The organism is Pseudonocardia oceani (genome assembly GCF_019263585.2).
Lineage (GTDB): Bacteria > Actinomycetota > Actinomycetes > Mycobacteriales > Pseudonocardiaceae > Pseudonocardia > Pseudonocardia oceani.
Genome location: NZ_JADQDF010000001.1, coordinates 5,240,055 through 5,261,312, shown reverse-complemented (window position 1 = coordinate 5,261,312; position 21,258 = coordinate 5,240,055). Strand labels below are relative to the sequence as shown.

Annotated in this window: 23 protein-coding genes; 4 read left to right on the top strand and 19 right to left on the bottom strand. The window is 75.3% G+C overall.

The genetic code is table 11. The annotated features are described in order from the left end of the window. From lgt to I4I82_RS26140, 6 genes are read right to left on the bottom strand one after another with little or no spacing between them, the layout of a single operon-like run. A complete protein-coding gene (lgt, locus tag I4I82_RS26165; RefSeq protein ID WP_226370254.1) occupies positions 1 to 945 on the bottom strand; it encodes a prolipoprotein diacylglyceryl transferase in 945 nt (314 codons plus the stop codon). 50 nt (positions 946 to 995) lie between these two features. Next, the gene (trpA, locus tag I4I82_RS26160; protein ID WP_218591906.1) at positions 996 to 1,790 is read right to left on the bottom strand and encodes a tryptophan synthase subunit alpha; all 795 of its coding nucleotides are present in this window, start codon (positions 1,788 to 1,790) and stop codon (positions 996 to 998) included. Then, on the bottom strand, positions 1,787 to 3,145 hold the full coding sequence (gene trpB, locus I4I82_RS26155) for a tryptophan synthase subunit beta (RefSeq protein ID WP_218591905.1): 1,359 nt from the start codon (positions 3,143 to 3,145) through the stop codon (positions 1,787 to 1,789). Before trpB ends, trpA begins: the two co-directional genes overlap by 4 nt. A 14-nt stretch (positions 3,146 to 3,159) precedes the next feature. Beyond that, entirely contained in the window at positions 3,160 to 3,999 is an 840-nt protein-coding gene (gene trpC / locus I4I82_RS26150; RefSeq protein WP_218591904.1) for an indole-3-glycerol phosphate synthase TrpC, read from the bottom strand. Positions 4,000 to 4,054: 55 nt separating this feature from the next. Next, the gene (locus I4I82_RS26145) at positions 4,055 to 4,654 is read right to left on the bottom strand and encodes a Trp biosynthesis-associated membrane protein (protein WP_218596098.1); all 600 of its coding nucleotides are present in this window, start codon (positions 4,652 to 4,654) and stop codon (positions 4,055 to 4,057) included. After that, positions 4,651 to 6,204 carry an anthranilate synthase component I gene (locus I4I82_RS26140; RefSeq protein ID WP_218594149.1) on the bottom strand — a complete coding sequence of 518 codons (1,554 nt, stop codon included), beginning with the start codon at positions 6,202 to 6,204 and terminating at the stop codon, positions 4,651 to 4,653. The genes I4I82_RS26145 and I4I82_RS26140 overlap by 4 nt, the downstream gene beginning before the upstream one ends. Positions 6,205 to 6,260: 56 nt before the next feature. Between I4I82_RS26140 and I4I82_RS26135 the strand changes: the two genes are divergently transcribed. Next, positions 6,261 to 6,878: a TetR/AcrR family transcriptional regulator gene (locus I4I82_RS26135; protein ID WP_218594148.1), complete on the top strand. Its 618-nt coding sequence runs from the start codon at positions 6,261 to 6,263 to the stop codon at positions 6,876 to 6,878. Here the strand turns inward: I4I82_RS26135 and hisI are convergent. The 4 genes from hisI to I4I82_RS34665 all read right to left on the bottom strand — a co-directional run bounded on the left by hisI (position 6,848) and on the right by I4I82_RS34665 (position 10,689). Then, positions 6,848 to 7,261, bottom strand: a complete 414-nt coding sequence (hisI, locus tag I4I82_RS26130; protein WP_218594150.1) for a phosphoribosyl-AMP cyclohydrolase — start codon at positions 7,259 to 7,261, stop codon at positions 6,848 to 6,850. The genes I4I82_RS26135 and hisI overlap by 31 nt on opposite strands. A gap of 8 nt (positions 7,262 to 7,269) precedes the next feature. Next, complete coding sequence (hisF, locus tag I4I82_RS26125) at positions 7,270 to 8,043, bottom strand: imidazole glycerol phosphate synthase subunit HisF (protein ID WP_218594147.1); 774 nt, start codon at positions 8,041 to 8,043, stop codon at positions 7,270 to 7,272. Between the two features lie 89 nt (positions 8,044 to 8,132). After that, the gene (priA, locus tag I4I82_RS26120; RefSeq protein ID WP_218594146.1) at positions 8,133 to 8,909 is read right to left on the bottom strand and encodes a bifunctional 1-(5-phosphoribosyl)-5-((5-phosphoribosylamino)methylideneamino)imidazole-4-carboxamide isomerase/phosphoribosylanthranilate isomerase PriA; all 777 of its coding nucleotides are present in this window, start codon (positions 8,907 to 8,909) and stop codon (positions 8,133 to 8,135) included. 22 nt (positions 8,910 to 8,931) lie between these two features. Further along, positions 8,932 to 10,689 (bottom strand): serine/threonine-protein kinase, encoded by a 1,758-nt coding sequence (locus tag I4I82_RS34665; protein WP_275948781.1) that lies wholly within the window; start codon positions 10,687 to 10,689, stop codon positions 8,932 to 8,934. A 76-nt stretch (positions 10,690 to 10,765) separates the two neighbouring features. On the opposite strand from I4I82_RS34665, the gene I4I82_RS26110 reads away from it, so the two are divergent. Then, on the top strand, positions 10,766 to 11,230 hold the full coding sequence (locus I4I82_RS26110) for an SDR family NAD(P)-dependent oxidoreductase (protein ID WP_218592145.1): 465 nt from the start codon (positions 10,766 to 10,768) through the stop codon (positions 11,228 to 11,230). Between the two features lie 228 nt (positions 11,231 to 11,458). Here I4I82_RS26110 and hisH read toward each other — a convergent pair whose 3' ends face one another. The 8 genes from hisH to nadA form a co-directional block, all read right to left on the bottom strand. Continuing rightward, positions 11,459 to 12,094, bottom strand: coding sequence for an imidazole glycerol phosphate synthase subunit HisH (gene hisH / locus I4I82_RS26105; protein WP_218592146.1), 636 nt, complete (start codon positions 12,092 to 12,094; stop codon positions 11,459 to 11,461). Between the two features lie 42 nt (positions 12,095 to 12,136). Beyond that, a complete protein-coding gene (hisB, locus tag I4I82_RS26100) occupies positions 12,137 to 12,736 on the bottom strand; it encodes an imidazoleglycerol-phosphate dehydratase HisB (RefSeq protein ID WP_218592147.1) in 600 nt (199 codons plus the stop codon). Further along, positions 12,733 to 13,833, bottom strand: coding sequence for a histidinol-phosphate transaminase (locus I4I82_RS26095; RefSeq protein WP_218592148.1), 1,101 nt, complete (start codon positions 13,831 to 13,833; stop codon positions 12,733 to 12,735). Before I4I82_RS26095 ends, hisB begins: the two co-directional genes overlap by 4 nt. After that, positions 13,830 to 15,149, bottom strand: a complete 1,320-nt coding sequence (gene hisD, locus I4I82_RS26090; RefSeq protein ID WP_218592149.1) for a histidinol dehydrogenase — start codon at positions 15,147 to 15,149, stop codon at positions 13,830 to 13,832. Before hisD ends, I4I82_RS26095 begins: the two co-directional genes overlap by 4 nt. A gap of 62 nt (positions 15,150 to 15,211) precedes the next feature. Continuing rightward, positions 15,212 to 15,430, bottom strand: a complete 219-nt coding sequence (locus I4I82_RS26085; protein WP_218592150.1) for a hypothetical protein — start codon at positions 15,428 to 15,430, stop codon at positions 15,212 to 15,214. A 165-nt stretch (positions 15,431 to 15,595) separates the two neighbouring features. Beyond that, entirely contained in the window at positions 15,596 to 16,459 is an 864-nt protein-coding gene (gene nadC, locus I4I82_RS26080) for a carboxylating nicotinate-nucleotide diphosphorylase (protein WP_218592151.1), read from the bottom strand. After that, positions 16,456 to 18,063 (bottom strand): L-aspartate oxidase, encoded by a 1,608-nt coding sequence (locus tag I4I82_RS26075; RefSeq protein WP_218592152.1) that lies wholly within the window; start codon positions 18,061 to 18,063, stop codon positions 16,456 to 16,458. The genes nadC and I4I82_RS26075 overlap by 4 nt, the downstream gene beginning before the upstream one ends. Positions 18,064 to 18,127: 64 nt before the next feature. Further along, positions 18,128 to 19,117 (bottom strand): quinolinate synthase NadA, encoded by a 990-nt coding sequence (gene nadA / locus I4I82_RS26070; protein ID WP_218592153.1) that lies wholly within the window; start codon positions 19,115 to 19,117, stop codon positions 18,128 to 18,130. Positions 19,118 to 19,272: 155 nt separating this feature from the next. On the opposite strand from nadA, the gene I4I82_RS26065 reads away from it, so the two are divergent. Together I4I82_RS26065 and I4I82_RS26060 are read left to right on the top strand one after the other, a co-directional pair. Beyond that, positions 19,273 to 19,989 carry an NUDIX hydrolase gene (locus I4I82_RS26065; protein WP_218592154.1) on the top strand — a complete coding sequence of 239 codons (717 nt, stop codon included), beginning with the start codon at positions 19,273 to 19,275 and terminating at the stop codon, positions 19,987 to 19,989. 4 nt (positions 19,990 to 19,993) lie between these two features. Then, entirely contained in the window at positions 19,994 to 20,671 is a 678-nt protein-coding gene (locus tag I4I82_RS26060) for an LON peptidase substrate-binding domain-containing protein (protein WP_218592155.1), read from the top strand. A 66-nt stretch (positions 20,672 to 20,737) separates the two neighbouring features. On the opposite strand, the gene I4I82_RS26055 is transcribed toward I4I82_RS26060, so the two are convergent. Next, a complete protein-coding gene (locus tag I4I82_RS26055; protein ID WP_218592156.1) occupies positions 20,738 to 21,256 on the bottom strand; it encodes a type II toxin-antitoxin system PemK/MazF family toxin in 519 nt (172 codons plus the stop codon). Positions 21,257 to 21,258: the final 2 nt, after the last annotated feature.

Sequence of the window (21,258 nt, the reverse complement as noted above, 5' to 3'; positions counted from 1 at the left end):
TCAGGACGTGCGCCCGGACGCCGAGTCGTCCGGTTCCGCGGGTTCGAGCTCCTTCTCCCCCGGCCCGTCCGGCGCCGCCGCCGCGGGCGGGTCCTCGCGGCCCTTGGGCGCCAGCACGAAGTAGGCGACCGCGCCCAGCAGCACCACGACCGACACCACGTTGTTGATCCGGATCCCGCCGAACACCTCGGTGGCCGGGTCGGTGCGCATGAGCTCGATCCAGAACCGGCCGACGCAGTACGCGCCGACGTAGAGCGCGAACGCCCGGCCGTGGCCCAGCCGGAAGCGGCGGTCGGCCCACACGACGAGCGCGGCGACGCCCAGGTTCCACAGCAGCTCGTAGAGGAACGTCGGGTGGTAGGTGCCGATCGGCGTCATGTCGAGTGCGATGCCGCCCAGGTCGTCGGGGGCCCCGGTGGCCGGGTCGACGCGCTGGTAGATCTCCAGGCCCCACGGCAGCGTGGTCGGGGCGCCGTAGAGCTCCTGGTTGAACCAGTTGCCCAGCCGCCCGATCGCCTGCGCCACCACGATCCCGGGCGCGACGACGTCGGCGAAGAACGGGAGCGGGACACCCCGGCGGCGGCAGCCGATCCAGGCGCCGACCGCGCCGAACGCCACCGCGCCCCAGATCCCCAGGCCGCCCTGCCAGATGTAGAGCGCCTCGATCGGGTTGCGGCCCGGCCCGAAGTAGAGGTGCCAGTCGGTGGCGACGTGGTAGAGCCGGCCGCCGATCAGCCCGAACGGCACCGCGAACACGGCCACGTCGGTGACGACGCCGGCCTCGCCCCCGCGCGCGACGAACCGCCGCTCGCTCCACATGACCGCCACGATGATGCCGGCGATGATGCACAGCGCGTACGCCCGGATCGGGATCGGGCCGAGCATCCACACCCCGCGGTCGGGGCTCGGGATGGCGGCCAGCACGGTGGTGACGAGGGGACTCACGGCTCCACGCTAGCGCCCGCCCCCGCGCCGCCCGTGCGGGCGGTCGCCGCTCAGACCCGCGCGGGGGCGCTCGCGACGCCGGCCGCGAGCTCCGCGGCCAGCGCGCGCACCCCGTCGGAGCCGCCGGACTCCGCCGCCGTGACGAACGCCGACCCGACGATCACGCCGTCGGCGAACCCGGCGACCTCGGCCGCCTGCGCCCCCGAACGCACGCCCAGCCCGACGCCGATCGGCAGGGCGGTGTGCGGGCGGCAGCGGGCGACGATCTCCGACGCCGCACCGCCGACCGCGTCGCGGGCACCGGTGACGCCCATGACCGAGGTGGCGTAGAGGAACCCGCGGGACGCAGCGGTGGTGGACGCGATCCGCTCCTCCGTGGACGACGGCGCGACCAGGAAGACCCGGTCGAGGTCGTGGGCGTCGGAGGCGGCGAGCCACTCGTCGGCCTCGTCGGGGATGAGGTCGGGGGTGATGAGGCCGAGCCCGCCCGCGGACGCGAGGTCGCGCGCGAACGCGTCGACGCCGTAGCGCAGGACCGGGTTGAAGTAGGTCATGACGACCGCGCGCCCGCCCGCGGCGGCGACGCGTTCGACGACGGTGAGCACGTCGCGCAGCCGGAAGCCGGCGCGCAGCGCGGTCTCGGCCGCGGCCTGGATCGTGGGCCCGTCCATCACGGGGTCGGAGTACGGGACGCCGACCTCCAGCAGGTCGCACCCGCCCTCGACCATCGCGTTCAGCAGGTCGACCGACGCATCGACGGTCGGGTAGCCGGCGGGCAGGTAGCCCACCAGGGCACCGCGCCCCTGCTCGCGGCAGGCGGCGAAGACGTCCCCGGCGCCGCTCACGACTGCACCGCGCCCGTGTCGGACCCGGCGGGCGAGGGCTGCGCGGCGAGCGTGTCGACGGAGGGCGCCACCGCACCCTCCGCGATCGCCGTGCCGCTCGCCTCGGCGGCCGCCTCGCCCTCGGCGATCATCCCGTACCACTTCGCGGCCGTGTCGACGTCCTTGTCGCCACGCCCGGAGAGGTTGACCAGCACGACGGCGTCGGGCCCGAGCTCGCGGCCCAGGCGCAGCGCGCCGGCGATCGCGTGCGCCGACTCGATCGCCGGGATGATCCCCTCCGTGCGGCACAGCAGCGCGAACGCCTCCATGGCCTCGGCGTCGGTGACGGGCTCGTAGGTGGCGCGGCCGATGTCCTTGAGCAGCGCGTGCTCGGGGCCGACGCCGGGGTAGTCGAGCCCCGCGGAGATCGAGTACGACTCGGACGTCTGCCCGTCCTCGTCCTGCAGCAGGTAGCTCATCGCGCCGTGCAACGCGCCGGGCGAGCCCTCCGTGAGCGTGGCGCCGTGGCGGCCGGTCTCCACGCCGTCGCCGCCGGGCTCGAAGCCGACCAGCCGCACGTCGGCGTCGTCGAGGAAGGCGTGGAAGATCCCGATGGCGTTCGAGCCGCCGCCGACGCAGGCGGCGATCGCGTCCGGCAGCCGCCCGGTGCGCTCCAGCACCTGCTCGCGCGCCTCCAGGCCGATCACGCGGTGGAAGTCGCGCACCATCATCGGGAACGGGTGCGGCCCGGCGACCGTGCCGAGCAGGTAGTGCGTCTCGTCGACGTTGGTCACCCAGTCGCGCAGGGCCTCGTTGATGGCGTCCTTGAGCGTGCGCGAGCCCGTCTTCACCGGGACCACCGTGGCGCCGAGCAGCCGCATCCGGGCGACGTTGAGCGCCTGGCGCTCGGTGTCGACCTCGCCCATGTAGACGACGCACTCCAGGCCCAGCAGCGCGCACGCGGTGGCCGTGGCGACGCCGTGCTGGCCCGCCCCGGTCTCGGCGATGACCCGCTTCTTGCCCATCCGCTTCGTCAGCAGCGCCTGGCCCAGCACATTGTTGATCTTGTGCGAACCGGTGTGGTTGAGGTCCTCGCGCTTGAGCAGGATCCGGGCGCCGCCCGCGTGCTCCGAGAGCCGCGTGGCGTCGGTCAGCGGCGAGGGCCGGCCGGAGTAGTCGCGGTGGAGGCGGTCGAGCTCGTCGAGGAACTCGCGGTCGCCGCGGGCCTTCTCGTAGGCGGTGGCGAGCTCGTCGAGCGCGGCCACCAGCGCCTCCGGGACGAAGCGCCCGCCGTAGCGGCCGAAGTGCCCGCGCGCGTCGGGTTCGTGTCCCGACGGCGTCGAGATGCCGTCGGAGGCCTGTACGGAGGTGCTCACCCCGCGAGCCTAGGTCAACGGACCACGCGCGAGCACGAGGGATGGAATCCGGCCGCCACCAGGCCGCGGACCGCGGCCTGCGGGTCGCCGCTCGTGACCAGGCCCTCGCCGACCAGGACGGCGTCGGCGCCCCACCCGGCGTAGGTGAGCAGGTCGCCCGGGCCGCGGACGCCGGACTCGGCGATCCGCATGACGTCGTTGGGCAGGCCGGGGGCGATCCGGCCGAAGACCGTGCGGTCGACGCTGAGGGTGTGCAGGTCGCGCGCGTTGACGCCGATGACCTTGGCGCCGGCCTCCAGCGCGCGGTCGGCCTCCTCCTCGGTGTGGACCTCGACGAGTGCGGTCATCCCGAGCGACTCGACGCGGTCGAGCAGCGAGTCGAGCGCGTTCTGCTCCAGCGCCGCGACGATCAGCAGCACCAGGTCGGCGCCGTAGGCGCGCGCCTCGTGCACCTGGTACGGGCTGACGACGAAGTCCTTGCGCAGCACCGGCACGTCGACCTGGGAGCGCACGGCCGCGAGGTCGGCGAGCGAGCCGCCGAAGCGGCGCTCCTCGGTGAGCACGCTGATCACCCGCGCGCCGCCCTCGGCGTAGGACGCCGCGAGCTCGGCCGGGTCGGTGATCGTGGCCAGGTCGCCCTTCGACGGGCTGCGCCGCTTCACCTCCGCGATCACCCCGATGCCCGGCGCGCGCAGCGCGGCCATGACGTCGCGGGCGGGCGGCGCGGCGGCTGCGCGGCGCTTGATCTCGGCGAAGTCGACGGCGCTCTCGCGCACCGCCATGTCGGCGCGGACGCCGTCCACGATGGAGTCGAGCACACTGCCGGTGCGGACGCCCTCGGTGCCGTGGTCCATGCGGTTACGCCCCCTTCCACAGCCCGTCGGGCCGGATGTTCACGCGCCGGTCATGCTAACCAGGCCCCACGGTCGGGTCCCGACCGGCGTCGAGGTCCTGCCAGGCGGCGCGGTCCGGGTCGGTCGGTGCGGGGCGTGCGCCGGGTGCGGCGTAGCGGGCACCCAGACGGGGCAACCGCCGCTCGCGCAGCAGCACGACCACCCCCGCGGCCAGCAGGAGCACCCCGCCGAGCACGGCGAGCAGCGGCGCGGGCGTCGTGGTGGTGGGGGCGTAGCGCAGGGCCTCGACGTCGACGCCCGCCACCGCGGGGACCGACCCGTCCGTGGCGAACGGCGTGACCAGCAGCGACAGCACCGCCGTGACCGCGACCGCCCCGCCCGCGAGCACCAGCAGCCCGCCGACGACGCGGCGCAGCACTCCCCCGGTGGCGACGACGCCCGCCACGGCGGCCAGCGCGAACAGCGCCACCCCGCCGAGCGCGGGCCGGGCCTGCGCCCCGGTGACCTCGACGACCTGCTGCCCGCCCCCGGCCACGGCGGCCGTGACGCGATACCAGACCGCCTGCGAGCCGCCCCAGAGCGCGGCGGCCGCGGCCCCGAGCCCGGCGCAGACCGGCCCGAGCAGGCGCCCGCCCGTCGTGTGCCCGCCCGTCACGACGAGGGGCGGCCGTGCGCGGGCCGCAGCGTCGCCGCCGTGGCCACCGCGGACAGCACCGCGCGCGCCTTGTTCAGGCACTCGGCGTCCTCGGCGACCGGGTCGGAGTCGGCGACGATGCCCCCGCCGGCCTGCACGTACGCCACGCCGTCGCGGATCAGGGCGGTGCGGATGGCGATGGCGGTGTCGGCGTTGCCGGCGAAGTCGAGGTAGCCGACGATCCCGCCGTAGAGGCCGCGCCGGGTCGGCTCCAACTCCTCGATGATCGCCATCGCGCGCGGCTTGGGCGCCCCGGACAGCGTGCCGGCCGGGAAGCAGGCCGTGACGGCGTCGAAGGCGTTGCGGCCGGCGCGCAGGCGTCCCGTCACCGTGGACACCAGGTGCATCACGTGGCTGTAGCGCTCCACGGAGAAGAACGAGTGGACCTTGACGGTGCCCGGCTCGCAGACGCGGCCGAGGTCGTTGCGCCCGAGGTCGACGAGCATGACGTGCTCGGCGCGCTCCTTCTCGTCGGTGCGCAGGTCCTTCTCGAGCTGGATGTCCTCCTCCTCGGTGGCGCCGCGCCAGCGCGTGCCGGCGATGGGGTGCGTGGTCGCCACCCCGTCGACGACGGTGACCAGCGCCTCGGGCGAGGACCCGACGATGTGGAAGCGGCTGCCGTCGGCGGCCTGGAGGTCGAGCAGGTACATGTACGGGCTGGGGTTGGTGGCGCGCAGGACGCGGTAGACGTCGAGCGGGTCGGCGTCGCACGCCGTCTCGAACCGCTGCGACACCACCACCTGGAACGCCTCGCCCGCCCGGATCTGCTCCTTCGCGACCTCGACGGCCGCGTGGTGCTGGACGGGCGTGCGGCGGCGGGTGAACTTGGGCTCGCCGGGCCCGTAGACCGCCACCGTCGACGGGGAGGGCGCCGCGAGGTCGGCGGTCATCCGGTCGAGCCGCGCCACGGCGTCGTCGTAGGCCTCGTCGACGCGCTCGTCGCTGGCGTCCCAGTTGATCGCGTTGGCGATCAGCGTGATCGTGCCCTCGTGGTGGTCGACGGCGGCCAGGTCGGTGGCCAGCAGCATCACCAGCTCCGGGATCTGCAGGTCGTCGACGGCCAGCGACGGCAGCCGCTCCAGGCGCCGGACCACGTCGTAGCCCAGGTAGCCGACCATCCCGCCGGTGAGCGGGGGCAGCCCCGGCAGCGGCTCGCTGTGCAGCTCCTCGACGACGGTGCGCAGCGCGGCGAGCGGGTCGCCGTCGACGGGGAGACCGGCGGGGACGTCCCCGGTCCAGGTCAGCCGCCCGTCGACGACGGTGAGCGCCGCCGCTGACCGGGCGCCGACGAACGACCACCGCGACCAGGAGCGACCGTTCTCCGCGGACTCGAACAGGAACGTGCCGGGGCGGTCACCGGCCAGCTTGCGGAAGACCCCGACGGGGGTCTCGTCGTCGGCGAGCAGGCGGCGCGAGACCGGGATGACCCGGTGCCCGGCCGCCAGCTCGCGGAACTCCTCGCGGCTGGGGGTGACCGCGCCCAGCGAGCGGGCGGCGGAGATCGCGGTCATGCCCCCATCCTCGCAGGCGGGGTCGCCGCGGGCGGGCGAGGAGGCAGACTGGGCGCGTGGCCGCCCCTCACGATCCGCCCCGCGTCCGTCGCCGCGGGCGCCGCAGCGGCGGCGACGACACCCGCTCGGCCCTGCTCGACGCCGCCCGCGCCGCGTTCGCCGAGCGCGGCTACGAGGGCGCGACCGTGCGGCACATCGCCGAGCGCGCCGGCGTCGACGCGGCGATGGTGAACCACTGGTTCGGCGGCAAGGAGGCACTGTTCACGGCCTCGCTGGACATCCCGTTCGACCCCGCCGTCGTCATGCCGGAGGTGCTGGCCGGCGAGCGCGAGCAGCTCGGCGAGCGGCTCGTGCACCGCTTCCTGTCGATCTGGGACGCCACCGGCGGCGCCCCGCTGGCCTCGGTCATCCGGTCGGTCGCCTCGCACGAGGCCGCCGCGCGGATGTTGCGCGAGTTCGTGACGCGCGTGATCCTGGCCCGGATCGTGGGCGTGGTCGCGCCCGACCGGCCCGAGCTGCGGGCGTCGCTGGTCGGCTCGCAGCTGATCGGCATGGGGCTGGTGCGCTACGTCGTGAAGCTGGAGCCGCTGGCCTCGGCCGACCGGGCCACCGTCGTCGCCGCGGTGGCGCCGACGGTCCAGCGCTACCTGACCGGGCCGCTCGACCCGTCCTGACCGCGCCCGCGGGGGTCGACGAACCCGGACTCGTAGGACGGCGCGAGCAGCACGTCGTCGTCGAAGCAGGTGCGGGTGCCGGTGTGGCACGCCGGCCCGGTCTGGTCGACGACCACGACGATGGCGTCGCCGTCGCAGTCCAGCCGCACCTCGTGCACGGCCTGCGCGTGGCCCGACGTCTCGCCCTTCACCCAGTACTCCCCGCGCGAGCGCGACCAGTACGTGGCGCGGCGGGTGGTGAGGGTGCGGTGCAGCGCCTCGTCGTCCATCCAGGCGACCATCAGCACCTCGCCGGTGCCGTGCTGCTGGGCGACGGCGCAGACCAGGCCGTCGGCGTCGCGCTTGAGGCGGGCGGCGATCGCCGGGTCGAGCGCGGAGTGCAGGACGCGCGTCATCGCACCTCCACCTGCGCCTCCTTGAGCGCCTGCTTGACGTCGCCGATGCGGAAGTGGCCGAAGTGGAAGACGGTGGCCGCGAGCACGGCGTCGGCGCCGGCGCGTACGGCCGGGACGAAGTGCCCCACCTCGCCCGCTCCCCCGCTGGCGATCACCGGGACGTCGACGCGGGCGCGGACGGCCTCGATCATGCGCAGGTCGAACCCGGCGCGGGTGCCGTCGGCGTCCATGGAGTTGAGCAGGATCTCCCCGACGCCCAGCTCCTGGCCGCGCGCCGCCCACTCCACGGCGTCGATGCCGGTGCCGCGCCGCCCGCCGTGGGTGGTGACCTCCCAGCCCGAGGGCGTCGGCGCCTCGCCGGCGGGCACGGTGCGGGCGTCGACCGAGAGGACGATGCACTGCGACCCGAACCGCCGGCTCGCCTCGTGCAGCAGCTCCGGGCGGGCGATCGCCGCGGTGTTGATCGAGACCTTGTCGGCGCCGTTGCGCAGCAGCACGTCGATGTCGTCGGTGGCGCGGATGCCGCCGCCGACCGTGAGCGGGATGAACACCTGCTCGGCCGTGCGGCGGACGACGTCGAGCATCGTGGCGCGCTCGCCCGACGAGGCCGTGACGTCGAGGAACGTCAGCTCGTCGGCGCCCTCGGCGTCGTAGACGCGGGCCATCTCGACGGGGTCGCCCGCGTCGCGCAGGTCGGCGAAGTTGACGCCCTTGACGACCCGCCCGGCGTCGACGTCCAGGCAGGGGATCACACGCACGGCCACGCTCACGGGCACAACCCTACTGAGCCGCGCCCTTTGCTTTGAGCACCCATGCGCACCGGTCGGTGTTGCGTATGGGTGTCCAGAGCTAAGTCGGTTCAGCCCGCCTGCTGGGTACTGGCTCCGCGGTCGGCGACCGCGCGCATCGCGGCCAGCGCCTCGGGCAGCGTGAAGCGGCCCGCGTACAGCGCCTTCCCGACGATCGAGCCCTCCAGGTTGACGCCCTCGGCCGCCACCCGGGCCAGCGCCTCCAGGTCGGAGATCTCCGAGATGCCGCCCGAGACGATCACCGGCGCGGGCGTGGCCGCCGCGACGTCGCGCATCAGCTCGGTGTTGGGGCCCTTGAGCATCCCGTCCTTGCTGACGTCGGTGACGACGTAGCGCGCGCAACCGTCGCGGTCGAGGCGGGCGAGGGTCTCCCACAGGTCGCCGCCGTCGGTGGTCCAGCCGCGGGCCGCGAGGCGGTGGCCCTGATCGGTGACGCGCACGTCGAGCCCGACCGCGATCCGCTCCCCGTGCTTCGCGAGGGCCGCCGCGCACCACTCGGGGTGCTCCAGCGCCGCGGTGCCCAGGTTGACGCGCGCGCACCCGGTGGACAGCGCGCGCTCCAGCGACTCGTCGTCGCGGATCCCGCCCGAGAGCTCCACCTGCACGTCCAGCTCCCCGACGACCGACGCCAGCAGGTCGGCGTTGGAGCCGCGCCCGAAGGCGGCGTCGAGGTCGACGAGGTGGATCCACTCCGCACCGTCCTGCTGCCACTGCAGGGCGGCCTCCCGGGGCTCGCCGTAACCGGTCTCGGAGCCGGCCTCGCCCTGGACCAGGCGCACGGCCTGACCGTCGGCGACGTCGACCGCGGGCAGCAACACGAAAGTCACGGTGCGGAGCCTACCGACCCGGTCAGAAGGGGGTGTTCGACAGCCACCACGTGTAGACCGCGGCCGGGTCCGGGCCCGCCGCGAACCCCTGCACCATCGACGTCCGCGTGCCCCAGGCGACGACGTAGCCGGTGGTGCCGTCCTCGAACGTCGTCGTGCCGCAGACGAGGTCGTAGCCCGCGTACTCGACGGAGGTGTCGCCGCCGATGGCGCAGTCCTCGTCCTCGCCGGTGGTGTTGGTGTCGACGGTGGCGAGCGACCCGGCGTAGGTCGGGACGTCGCCGAACTGCTGGAACACCAGGATCGGCACGGCCGTGGTGTCGTTGGAGGTGCAGCGGATCTGCTCGGTGGCGCCGTCGGTGATCGGGATGCCGGTGCAGGTCTCGGCGTAGAAGCCCTCCGGCTCGAGCCGCGCGAGCAGCGGGCTCGACGGGCTCGCCGGGGTGACGGCGGGGTCGCCGCCGGTGACGCCGCCCGTGTCCGAGCTGCCCGAGGCCACGGGGTCGGTGCCGGTCGGGGTGCTGCCGCGCGGCCAGAACACGATCCCGGCGACGACGAGCGCGACGACCAGTGCGGCGGCGCCGAGGACCAGGGGCAGGCGGTTGCGGCGTGCGGGGGGCGTACCCGGGGACCCGCCGTAGCCCGCCTGCCCTCCGTACCCCTGCTGCCCGCCGTACCCCGGGGGCGGTCCGTAGCCCTGCTGCGTGCCGCCCGGCTGCTGGTGGGCCGAGGCCGCGTACGTCGGCGCCGGTGGGCCGTACCCGGTGCCCGCGGGCGGACCGACGCGGGTCCGGCCGGGGGGCGGGGTGTGCTGGGGCGCGGAGTACGGGCCTCCCCACCCGGTCGGCGCTGCGGACTGGGGCTGCCCGGGCCAGGCCGGGACCGCCGTCGGGCCGCCCGGGTGCACCTGCGTGCCCGGCGTCGCGGTGGACGGCGCGCTGGTGGACGGCGCGCTGGTGGACGCCGCGCCGGTGACCGCCGCCGTCGCGGCCGCGGCGAGCTCCCCCGCGCTGCCGTAGCGGTGCTCGGGGTTCTTCGCCATGCCCCGCGCGATCACCGCGTCCAGGGCGGGCGGGACGCCGGGCACCGTGCGGCTCGGCGCGGGCGGCTCGGTGGACAGGTGCGCGTGCATCAGCGCCGGGCCGCTCACGCCCGCGAACGGCCCGCGCCCCGTCAGCAGCTCGACCAGCACGCAGGCCAGGGCGTAGACGTCGGAGCGGTGGTCGACGCGGTCGCCGAGGAAGCGCTCGGGCGCCATGTAGCCCAGCGTGCCGACGGTGGCGCCGGTGGCGGTGAGCGCGGAGTCGCGGGAGCCGTCGACCGCGCGGGCCACGCCGAAGTCGGCGAGGTACGCGAAGTCGCCCGTGACCAGCACGTTCGCCGGCTTCACGTCCCGGTGCAGCAGCCCGCTGGCGTGCGCGGCGTCCAGGGCGCTCGCCACCTGGGCGACCAGCGCGACCGCCCGCCCGGGAGCCAGCGGGCCCTCCTCGGCGAGCACGGCCGACAGGTCGCGGCCGGAGACCAGGCGCATGTCGAGGAACAGCCGGCCGTCGATCTCGCCGAAGTCGTGGATCGGGACGATGTGCGGCTCGGTCAGCCGGGACGCGATCGCGGCCTCCTTGCGGAAGCGCGCGCGGAAGTCCGGGTCGGCGGCGAGGTGCGCGGGGAGGCGCTTGAGGGCGACGATGCGGTCGCGGCGCGTGTCGTACGCGCGGTACACCTCACCCATCCCACCGCGCCCGACCAGCTCCTCCAGCCGGTACGGCCCGAACTGCTCCATGCCCACCACTCCCTCGTCGCTCCACCGGGGAGGAGTCGCCGCGCGCCCGGAAGGTTTCGGTCCTAGCGTGAGGAGTATGGAACTCGACGGGGCCCGTGTGCTCGTGGCCGGGGCGAGCGGCGTGCTGGGGGCGGCGATCGCGCGGGCGCTCGACGCCCGCGGCGCACGGCTGGTGCTGGCCGGGCGCGACGCGGGCCGGCTCGACGCCGTCGGCCTGGACGCCCCCACGCTGGTCTTCGACGCCCTCGACCTCGACCGCTGCGCCGCCGTCGTCGACGAGGCGGCCGAGCTGCTCGGGGGCCTCGACGTGCTCGTCGTCGCGTTCGGGATCGCCGCCTTCGGGCCGGCGGAGCAGGCGGGCGACCTCGTCACCGAGCAGCTGCTGACGGTCAACACGATGGCGCCGATGGCGATGGTCCGTGCGGCGGTGCCGCGACTGGAGGGCGACGGCACGGTCGCGGTGCTCAGCGCGATCCTCGCCGACCACCCCACCGCCGGCATGGCCGCCTACACCGCGAGCAAGGCCGGGCTGTCGGCGTGACTCACCGCGCTGCGCCAGGAGCAGCGCCGCGCCGGTGTCACCGTCTTCGACATCCGGCCCCCGCACATCGAGACCGGCCTCGCCGACCGCGCGGTCGAGGGCACCGCCCCGTCGATGGCGGCGGGCGCCACCGTCGACGAACTGGTGGGGCTCGTCGTCGACGGGATCCGCGACGGGCGCCGCGAGCTGCGCTACGACCTGCGCGAGCGGGCGTTCACCGGCCGCTGATCAGCCGACGACGTCGCGCAGCCAGTTCTGCAGCACGGCCGCCCCGGCGTCGCCGGACTTCTCCGGGTGGAACTGCGTGGCGGCGAGCGCGCCGTTCTCGACGGCCGCCACGAAGTCCTCGCCGTGGTGGGCCCAGGTGACCAGCGGCGGGCGCAGCACCTCGGACCCGGTCATCTCCCAGCGGCGCACGCCGAAGGAGTGGACGAAGTAGAAGCGGGTGTCGGCGTCGAGGCCGTGGAACAGCGCCGACCCGACCGGGGCCTGCACGGTGTTCCAGCCCATGTGCGGCAGGACGTCGGCCTTGAGGCGCTCGACCGTGCCCGGCCACTGCCCGCACCCCTCGGTGCGCTCGTCCCACTCGACACCCAGGTCGAACAGCACCTGCATGCCGACGCAGATCCCGAGCACCGGCCGCCCACCGGCGAGGCGGCGCTCGATGATCCGCGGCCCGCCGATCGCCTGCAGCCCGCTCATGCACGCCGCGAACGCCCCGACCCCGGGCACGACGAGCCCGTCGGCCTCCAGCGCGGCGTCGGCGTCGGCGGTGACGGTGACGTCCGCCCCGACCCGCCGCAGCGCGCGCTCCGCGCTGCGGAGGTTCCCCGATCCGTAGTCCAGTACGACGATCCGCGCCATGGGTCCCAGGGTAGCCGTCGGCCGCTCCGCGCCCTGTGGCCGCTAGAGCGTGCCCTTCGTCGACGCGATCCCGGTGATCCGCGCGTCCGGCTCGACCGCCGCCCGCAGGGCCCGGGCCACGGCCTTGAACTCGGCCTCGGTGATGTGGTGGGGGTCGCGGCCGTCGAGCACGCGGACGTGCAGGGCGAGGTGGCCGTGGAAGGCCAGCGACTCGAACACGTGCCGGTTGAGCACCGTCGGGTAGTGCCCGCCGACGACGAAGCCCTGCATGACCTCGGGCTCACCGGTGTGCACGGTGTAGGGCCGGCCCGAGACGTCGACGACGGCCTGGGCCAGCGCCTCGTCCATCGGGATCCACGCGTCGCCGAAGCGGCGGATGCCGGACTTGTCGCCCAGCGCCTGGCGGATCGCCTGCCCCAGCACGATCGCGGTGTCCTCGACGGTGTGGTGCGCGTCGAGGTCGACGTCGCCGGTGGCGCGCACCGTGAGGTCGAACGCGCCGTGCTTGCCGAAGGCGTCGAGCATGTGGTCGAAGAACGGCACGCCGGTGCCGATCTCGGTGCGGCCCGTGCCGTCGAGGTCGATCTCGACCAGGACGGTGGACTCCTTGGTGATCCGCTCGACACGGCCCATCCGACTCACGACAGCTCCTCTGTGACGACGTCCACCGCGACCTGCAGGAACGCGTCGTTCTCCTCGGGCGTGCCGATCGTGACGCGCAGCCGGTGCGGGATGCCGACGTCACGGATCAGGACACCGCGGTCCAGGAACGCCCGCCAGGCGCGGGGGGCGTCGGTGAAGCAGCCGAACAGCACGAAGTTGGCGTCGCTGGGCACGACGTCGTAGCCGGCGCTCGTGAGCTCGTCGACGACGCGGTCGCGCTCCCCGCGCAGCAGCGCCACCGAGCCGAGCGTCGCCTCGGCGTGGCGCAGCGACGCCCGCGCGGCGGCCTGGGTGAGCGCCGAGAGGTGGTAGGGCAGCCGGACGAGCTGCAGCGCGTCGACGACGGCGGGCGCCGCGGCGAGGTAGCCCAGCCGGCCCCCGGCGAAGGCGAACGCCTTGCTCATCGTGCGGCTGACGATGAGCTTGTGGCCGTGCGTGGCGAGCAGGCCGACGGCGCTGGGCCGGTCGGAGAACTCCGCGTACGCCTCGTCGACGACCACGATGCCCGGCGCGGCGTCGACCAGCACCGCCAGCTCCGACGGGTCGAGCGACTGGCCCGTGGGGTTGTTCGGGCTGGTCAGGAACACCAGGTCGGGCGCGCGCTCCTTGAGGACGGCGGCCGCGGCGGCGACGTCGACGGAGAAGTCGGGACGCCGGGGCGCCGGCAGCCACTCGGTGCGGGTGCCCGCGGCGATGATCGGGTGCATCGAGTAGCTCGGCTCGAAGCCCACGGCCGTGCGCCCGGGCCCGCCGAAGCACTGCATGATCTGCTGCAGCACCTCGTTGGACCCGTTGGCCGCCCACACGTTCGCGCTGGTCAGCTCCACGCCGGTGGCGCCGGACAGGTACGCGGCGAGGTCGGTGCGCAGCGCGAGCGCGTCGCGGTCGGGGTAGCGGTGCAGGTCGGCGGCGGCCTCGTGCGCGGCCGCGGTGACGTCGGCGACGAGCTCGGGCGGCGGCGGGTACGGGTTCTCGTTGGTGTTGAGCCGCACCGCGACGTCGAGCTGGGGGGCGCCGTAGGGCGTCTTGCCGCGCAGGTCGTCGCGCAGCGGGAGCTGGTCGAGGGTGACGTTCACGACCGGAACCTCGCCGTCACGGCCTGCCCGTGCGCCGGCAGGTCCTCGGCCCCCGACAGCACGACGACGGCATCGGCGACGTCGCGCAGCGCCTCCTCCGAGTAGTCGACGACGTGCACGCCGCGCAGGAACGTCTGCACCGACAGCCCGGCCGAGTGCCGCGCGCACCCGCCGGTGGGCAGCACGTGGTTGGAGCCGGCGCAGTAGTCGCCCAGGCTGACCGGCGACCACGGTCCGACGAAGACCGCCCCGGCGTTGCGGACGCGCCGCGCCACCGCCCGCGCGTCGACGGTCTGGATCTCCAGGTGCTCGGCGGCGTAGGCGTCGACCACGGCGACCCCGTCGTCGAGGTCGGACACCAGCACGGTGCCCGACTGCGGGCCCGTGAGCGCCGTGCGGATCCGCTCGCTGTGCTTGGTCTCGGGCACCTGCCGGGCCAGCTCGGCGTCGACGGCGTCGGCCAGCGCGTCGGACGTGGTGACCAGCACCGACGCGGCCGCAGGATCGTGCTCGGCCTGCGAGATGAGGTCCGCGGCGACGTGCACGGGGTCGGCCGACTCGTCGGCGAGCACCGCGATCTCGGTGGTCCCCGCCTCCGCGTCGATCCCGATGAGCCCGCGCAGCAGGCGCTTGGCCGCGGTGACGTAGACGTTGCCCGGGCCGGTGACGACGTCGACGACCTCGAGCTCGGTGCCGTCGGTGTCGGTGCCGCCGTGGGCGAGCAGCGCGATGCCCTGCGCCCCGCCGGCCGCCCAGACCTCGTCGACGCCGAGCAGCGCGCACGCCGCGAGGATCGTGGGGTGCGGGAGCCCGCCGTGCTCGGCCTGCGGCGGGGAGGCGACGACGAGCGACTCGACGCCCGCCTCCTGCGCGGGCACGACGTTCATCACGACGCTGGACGGGTAGACCGCGCGGCCGCCGGGGACGTAGAGCCCGACGCGGCGGACCGGCACGAACCGCTCGGTGACGGTGCCGCCGGGGACCACCGTGGTGACGATGTCGGTGCGGCGCTGGTCGGCGTGGACCTTGCGGGCCCGCTCGATCGAGGTCTCCAGCGCGGCACGCACGCCGTCGTCGAGGGCGGACAGGGCGCCGCGCAGCGTGGCCGCGGGGACCCGGACCGCGGAGGGCCGGACCTTGTCGAAGCGCTCGGCGAACTCCAGCGCGGCGTCGACCCCGCGTTCGCGGACCGCGTCGACGATGGGCCGCACCTGGTGCAGCACGGCGTCGACGTCGGTCTCGGTGCGGGGCAGCAGCCCCCGCAGCGCGGTGGTGGAGGGCAGCGGGTGGGCGCGCAGGTCGGTCCGGCGGAGCATGCCGCCAGCCTACGGCGCGGGTCCGACGGCGTCGTCCGGCGGCGCCCCGGGTGGTGCCGGTCTCAGCGGCGCAGGCCGCGGATCCCGCGGGCCGCGTCCCACTCACCGGTGTCGGGGCGCTCGTGCGCGGCCGGACGCGGCGTGACGCAGGCGGTGAGGTGCACGTAGGCGTACACCCAGTCGACGCTGCCGTCCTGGTGGGCCTGGTCGATGTGCGCCAGGCGCACGAGGGACTCGCCCTCCCCGATGGGGGCGTAGCAGCGTTCGCAGATCATGGTCATGGCAACTCCAGCCCGGCCGTCCCGGCGCAGACCGGGGAAGTACAACGGAGGGTGTGGTGGAAGTCGTCGTCGACGTGTACCCACCGTCATTGTTCCCCGCCGGGCCCGGATCAACCCCATCCGCGGGACGTGGCGTCGCCCACGCCTCACGCCCCGCACCTCCGGTCAGGCGGGAAGCAGGTCCAGCCCCAGGTCGAGCGCCGTGACGGAGTGGGTGAGGGCACCGACGGCGAGGAAGTCGACGCCGGTGCGCGCGTACGCGGCGGCGTTCTCCAGCGCCAGCCCGCCCGAGGACTCCAGCCCGGTGGGCAGGCTCCCCCGCCGCCGGACGGCCTCCGCGGTCTGCTCGACGGTGAAGTTGTCGAGCAGCACGAGCTCCGCACCCAGGGCGAGCACCTCGTCGAGCTGGTCGAGCGAGTCGACCTCCACCTCGCAGGGCAGCTGCGGCGCCCGCTCCCGCGCCGCCCGCAGCGCCGCCCCGACCGACCCGGCCGCGGCCACGTGGTTGTCCTTGATCAGCACGGCGTCGCCGAGCCCGAGGCGGTGGTTGACGCCCCCGCCGCAGCGCACGGCGTACTTCTCCAGCAGCCGCAGCCCGGGCAGGGTCTTGCGGGTGTCGCGGATGCGCGCGCCGGTGCCGGCGACGGCGTCGACCCAGGCCGCGGTGGCCGTCGCCACGCCGGAGAGGTGGCACAGCAGGTTGAGCGCGGTGCGCTCGGCGGTGAGGAAGGTGCGGACGGGGGCGCGCACGGTGAGCGCGGCGTCCCCGGGGCCGACCCGGTCGCCGTCGGCGGCCGTGGAGAGCACCTCGTGGTCGCCGACGACGGCGTCGAGCACCGCGAGCACGGCCGGGACCCCGGCGAGCACGCCCGGGCGTCGCGCGGCGAACGCGCCGACGGCGATCGCGCCGGCCGGGACCGTCGCCTCGGTGGTGGCGTCGGGGCCGTAGCGCAGGTCCTCCTCCAGGGCGGTGGCGACGACGCGGCGCAGGTCGTCGAGGTCGGGACCCGCGGTGGTGGTGCTGCTCATGCCGCCACCTTCTTCCCGGCGCGCACGACCGGTCGCCCGGCCTCGTCGAGCACGACCTCGAGGCTCGCGCGCTGCCACACGTCGTCGCGGGCGGGGAAGTCGGTGCGCACGTGGCAGCCCCGGCTCTCGGTGCGGGTGCCCGCGGCGGCCAGGACGGCCTGGGCGAGCAGGGTGAGCGCGGCGTCCTCGACGCCGGCCCGGTCGATCGGGACGGCGAGCGCGGTGGCGGCCTCCACGGCGTCCGAGGCGGCGGCGAGGCCGGCGCCGTCGCGGCCGACGCCGGCGGCGGAGGTCATGGCGCGCTGCACGGTGGTGCGGTCGGCTAGGGGGACGGCGGGGGCCGCGGCCGTTGCAGGAAAGCCACTTTCCCGCAACGTGGTGGCAGGAACGTGGCTTTCCTGAACCACGGACGCCGCCGCCCGCGCCCCCATCACGAGACCTTCGAGCAGGCTGTTCGACGCCAGCCGGTTCGCTCCGTGCAACCCGGTCCGCGCCACCTCCCCCGCCGCCCACAGGCCGGGCACCGCGGTGCGGCCGTGCCCGTCGGTGACGATCCCGCCGCACGCGTAGTGCGCGGCCGGGGTGACCGGGATGGGCTCGCGCACCGGGTCGATCCCCGCCGCGCGGCACGCCGCGTACACCGTCGGGAAGCGGGCGGCGAAGCCGTCGAGCGCGCGGGCGTCGAGGTAGACGCACGCGGTGCCGGTCTCGGTCAGGCGCCGGGTGATGGCCGCGGCCACGACGTCGCGGGGCGCGAGGTCGGCCAGCGGGTGCACGCCGGTCATGAACCGGCGCCCGGCGCGGTCGAGCAGCACCGCGCCCTCGCCGCGCACGGCCTCGGTGACCAGCGGGCGCCGCCCGACGGCCGGCCCCGTGTAGAGGACGGTCGGGTGGAACTGCACGAACTCCAGGTCGGCCGCCGAGGCCCCGGCGCGCAGCGCGAGCGCGACGCCGTCGCCGGTGGCCGTCTCCGGGTTGGTCGTCGAGGAGTAGAGCTGGCCGTAGCCTCCGGTCGCGAGGAGCACGGCCGGGGAGCGCAGGACGCCGGGGCGCCCGTCGTCGTCGAGCAGGGCCAGTCCGGTGACCCGCCCGTCGGGCGTGCGCAGGGCGTCGACGGCCACGTGCCCGGTGAGCAGCGGCAGCCCGCCCGCCGCGGAGACCAGTGCCCGCTCGACCTCGGCGCCCGTGGCGTCGCCGCCGGCGTGCACCACGCGGAACGCGGAGTGCCCGCCCTCCCGGGTGCGCGCCAGCCGCCCGTCGGGGCCCGCGTCCTGATCTGCACGGTCGAACACCGCGCCCCGCTCCCGCAGCCGCGCGACGGCCGCGGGGCCGTCGGCGATGATCGACGCGACCGCCGCCGGGTCGCACAGCCCGCCGCCGGCCCCCACGGTGTCGGCCACGTGGGCCTCGACGCTGTCGCCGGGCACGTCACCGACGACGACGGCGACGCCGCCCTGCGCCCAGCGCGTCGACCCGGCGTCGACCGCGTCCTTGGTGACGACGACGACCCGCAGGCCCGCCGCGGCGGCGTCGAGCGCGGCGGTGAGCCCCGCGACACCCGACCCGACGACGACGAGGTCGGCCTCCGCCTCCCAGCCGGTCATCGGGCACCTCCGGTGCTCGTGAGTGCGAAACGTGGCCCTGGCGAGGATCGCCGCTCACGGGGGGTCATTCCCCACCCCCGGGCTGCCCGATCGCGATCATGCGCTGCACCGCGGCCCGGCCGCGCTCGGCGAGCTCCGGGTCGACGTGCACCTCGTCGCGCCCCTCGCGCAGCGCGCGGAGCAGCTTCCCCGGCGTGATCATCTTCATGTAGTGGCAGGAGGCGCGGTCGTTGACCGCCCGGAAGTCGACCTCCGGTGCCGCCCTTCGCAGCTGGTGCAGCATGCCGACCTCGGTCGCGACCAGCACCGTGCGGCCGGGCTCCGCCTCCCGCGCGGCGTCGAGCATGCCGCCCGTCGAGAGGATCTTGACGTGCTCGGCCGGCACCGCCCCGGCGCCGGCGAGGTAGAGCGCCGAGGTGGCGCAGCCGCACTCGGGGTGCACGTAGAGGTCGGCGTCGGGGTGCGCCTGGCTCTGGGCCGTGAGCGCGGGCCCGCTGATGCCGGCGTGGACGTGGCACTCCCCCGCCCACACGTGCATGTTCCGCCGACCGGTGATGCGCCGGACGTGCGCGCCGAGGAACTGGTCGGGCAGGAACAGCACCTCGCGGTCGGCCGGCACCGACTGCACGACCTCCACCGCGTTCGACGACGTGCAGCACACGTCGGTCTCCGCCTTCACCGCCGCCGTCGTGTTGACGTAGCTGACGACCACCGCGTCCGGGTGCTCGGCCTTCCACTCCCGCAGCTGGTCGGCGGTGATGGAGTCGGCGAGCGAGCACCCCGCCCCGGCGTCCGGGATCAGCACCGTCTTCTCCGGGCTGAGGATCTTCGCGGTCTCGGCCATGAAGTGGACGCCGCAGAACACGATCGTCGACGCCGGGCTCTCCGCGGCGATCCGGGACAGGGCCAGCGAGTCGCCGGTGAAGTGCGCGACGTCCTGGATCTCGGGCAGCTGGTAGTTGTGCGCCAGCACCACCGCGTCCTGTGCGGCCGCCAGCGCGCGGACCTCGTCGCCCCATCCGGCCTCGACCCGCGGGGCTTCGGTCGTCGTCATGACCCCTCCTCGTGTTTTCGACTAGTAGTCGTAAACTGCCGCCGAGCGTAGCAGGCACCTCCCCACGACGTACCGACCACGTGACCTGGGCCTCACCCGGCGGTCACCTCCCGTTCACACGGCCCCCGGTGACCCGGCGGCCTACGATCCGCGGCATGGGGGCGCGCGCGACGGGACACGAGGTGCTCGCCGCCGTCCTGCGGATCTCCGACGGCCAGCCGCAGGTGCTCGCCTGGCAGCGCGCGCAGGAGCCCGACCTGGGCCGGTGGGCGCTCCCGGGCGGCCGGCTCGGCGACGACGAGGACGTCGAGCGCTCGGTGCTGCGCCAGCTCGCGGAGAAGGTCGACGTGCGGGAGGTCGCGCACGTCGAGCAGCTCGGGGTGTTCAGCGACCCGTGCCGCGTGCCTGGGGTGCGGCTGATCGCGACCGCGTTCCTCGGCCTCGTCCCCTCCGACGCCGACCCGGCGATCCCCGACGACACCGCGTGGCTGCCGATCGCCCCGGGCGAGGGCCCCGCGATCGACGGCGCCGCCTTCGACCACGACACGATCGTCATCGCCGCCCGCGACCGCCTGCGCGCCAAGCTCTCCTACACCAACCTCGGCTTCGCCCTGGCCCCGCGCGAGTTCACGATCTCCGCGCTGCGCGACCTCTACGTCGCCGCCCTCGGCCACTCCGTCTCCGCCACCAACCTGCAGCGGGTCCTCACGCGCCGCGCGCTGCTCGAGCCGACCGGCTCCGTCGCTCCCCCCGGACCGTCGGGTGGCCGCCCGGCCGCTGTGTTCCGGTTCACCGACCGCGCACTGCGCGTGACCGACGCGTTCGCCGTGCTCAAGCCGCCGGGCGAGCACGGGCGCGGCGCCGTAACGTAGACGCGTGGCCGAGACCGTCCCCGTGTTCCCCCTGGGAACCGTGCTCATGCCGGGGGCGATGCTGCCGTTGCACATCTTCGAACCGCGCTACCGCCAGCTGACGATCGACCTGGTCACGGGCGCGGTGCCCGACAAGGAGTTCGGCGTCGTCGCGGTGCGGGAGGGGTGGACGCCCGACGACGACGGCGTCCACGGCCTGCACCCCGTCGGCTGCACCGCCTCCCTGCGCGACGTCCGCCGGCTGCCCGACGGGCGCTTCGACATCGTCACGCGCGGTGCGCGGCGCTTCCGCCTGCTCGAGCTCGACACGGAGTCCAAGCCCTACCTGATGGGGTCCGTCGAGTTCCTGCCCGACGGCGAGTTCGAGGGCGGCGACGACCTCACGTCGATGCTCACCTCCGCCGCCCGCGACGCCCACCGCCGCTACTGCGCCACGGCGTGGAAGAACGACGACTGGGTCGAGCCCGACGCCGAGATCCCGGCCGCCGAGCTGCCGGGCGTCCTGGCCGCCGACTGCCTGCTGCCGCTGTCCGACCGCCAGCGCCTGCTGGAGCAGGTCTCCCCCACCGAGCGCCTGCGGGCGGTGCGGCTGCTGCTGGCCCGCGAGACCGGCCTGCTCACCCACCTCCGAGCCGTCCCCGCGCCGATCACCACGTACGCGGTGGAGCACAGCGCCAACTGACGGGCGCCGGCCCCCGGGTGACGGGAAGCCCGCGAGTCGGGCTCCCGTGGCGACCGTGTCGGGGTGTCAGCTCCAGCCGAACCGCCCGCGCAGCTCACCGGCGACGCGGTCGAAGCGGCCGCGGTCGAGCACGGCGCCCTCGCGGCGGATGTCGTGCTCGCCGACCTCCAGGACCCGGTCGAGGCGGACGAACGACTCGCGCCCCTCGCGGTCCCACGCGCCCGACCCGATCGACACCCAGTCGCGGTCGTCCGCGCGGTCGTGCCGGCTCGACAGCATCAGCCCGACGAGGTCACCGCCGTGGCGCCCGACCACGAGCAGCGGACGGTCCTTGCCCCGGCCGTCGTTCTCCTCGAACGGCACCCACGCCCAGACGATCTCCCCCGGGTCGGCGGAGCCGTCGAGGTCCGGGGCGTAGACGACGGCGCGGGCGGCCTCGCCGGTCGGCGCGCTCCGGGCCCCGCCGCGCGACGGGGCGACCGGAGGAGCCGGTGCCGCGCCCCCCGACGAGGACGGCGACGACTTCGACAGCAGGTCCAGCCCGATCTTGGCCGCCTGCCGCAGCAGGCTCCCCCAGTTCGCCATGC

Coding starts and splice junctions, on each gene's coding strand:
- trpC (WP_218591904.1), bottom strand. CDS start 3,999: ATGGACCACGGCACCGAGGGCGTCCGCACCGGCAGTGTGCTCGACTCC.
- I4I82_RS26055 (WP_218592156.1), bottom strand. CDS start 21,256: ATGGCGAACTGGGGGAGCCTGCTGCGGCAGGCGGCCAAGATCGGGCTG.
- hisD (WP_218592149.1), bottom strand. CDS start 15,149: ATGCTCCGCCGGACCGACCTGCGCGCCCACCCGCTGCCCTCCACCACC.
- I4I82_RS26140 (WP_218594149.1), bottom strand. CDS start 6,204: ATGACCGCGATCTCCGCCGCCCGCTCGCTGGGCGCGGTCACCCCCAGC.
- I4I82_RS26065 (WP_218592154.1), top strand. CDS start 19,273: ATGGGGGCGCGCGCGACGGGACACGAGGTGCTCGCCGCCGTCCTGCGG.
- nadC (WP_218592151.1), bottom strand. CDS start 16,459: ATGAGCAGCACCACCACCGCGGGTCCCGACCTCGACGACCTGCGCCGC.
- I4I82_RS34665 (WP_275948781.1), bottom strand. CDS start 10,689: ATGGAGCAGTTCGGGCCGTACCGGCTGGAGGAGCTGGTCGGGCGCGGT.
- I4I82_RS26085 (WP_218592150.1), bottom strand. CDS start 15,430: ATGACCATGATCTGCGAACGCTGCTACGCCCCCATCGGGGAGGGCGAG.
- hisH (WP_218592146.1), bottom strand. CDS start 12,094: ATGGCGCGGATCGTCGTACTGGACTACGGATCGGGGAACCTCCGCAGC.
- nadA (WP_218592153.1), bottom strand. CDS start 19,117: ATGACGACGACCGAAGCCCCGCGGGTCGAGGCCGGATGGGGCGACGAG.
- I4I82_RS26110 (WP_218592145.1), top strand. CDS start 10,766: ATGGAACTCGACGGGGCCCGTGTGCTCGTGGCCGGGGCGAGCGGCGTG.
- I4I82_RS26075 (WP_218592152.1), bottom strand. CDS start 18,063: ATGACCGGCTGGGAGGCGGAGGCCGACCTCGTCGTCGTCGGGTCGGGT.